The sequence below is a fragment of the Vibrio sp. 378 genome (genome assembly GCF_033339435.1).
Window position 1 is genome coordinate 1 of sequence record NZ_JAWOUO010000506.1, and the last position, 724, is coordinate 724.

Below are 724 nucleotides of genomic sequence, written 5' to 3' on the forward strand. Positions count from 1 at the left end.
GATCGCTACGCCGGTATCCATTGCCGTAACCATGCCTGTTGTTTGAACGAGGTTTTCTTTCTTCTTCAAGTAAGAGCCATAAGTCATCATACAACCCATACCAAGACTCAATGAGAAGAACGCCTGACCTAATGCTGCAAGTACCACGTTACTGTCTACTTTAGAGAAGTCTGGCATGAACAAGAACTCAAGACCTGCCATCGCACCTGGAAGCATCAAACCTTTCACCGATACGATGATCAAGATGATGAACAGCAGCGGCATAAGAACTTTACCCGCTTTTTCGATACCGCCAGAAATACCTTTCATTACGATCAGTACGTTAAGGAAAAGGTACACACCCATCCAGAACAGCGGTTGTAGCGGATCAGAAATGAAACCACCAAAGCTGTCACCGATTGCCTCCGGCGTGCTTAGTAGACCACCACCGACTTTAAAAATGTACGCTAACGCCCAACCACCTACGACTGGGTAAAAACCCATGATAAGTAACCCACTAAATACACCAATTACGCCAGTGAACGTCCAGCGTCGGTCAGTGGATTTAAATGCGCCTACTGCTGATAGACCTGTCTTACGACCAATAGCGAACTCAGTAAGCATGACGCTAAAGCCGATAAAAATAACAAAGAAAAGGTAGATCGCAACGAACGCACCGCCGCCACTCTCACCTGCTGTGTACGGGAACTTCCAGATGTTACCCAAACCAACAGCGGAACCCGCT

General features: G+C 47.1%; 1 protein-coding gene. It reads right to left on the reverse strand.

What is annotated here, in order from left to right; translation table 11 throughout:
* A partial coding sequence (locus tag R7Q48_RS27205) for a sodium-dependent transporter (protein WP_318133363.1) occupies window positions 1–724 on the reverse strand: 724 nt, incomplete at both ends.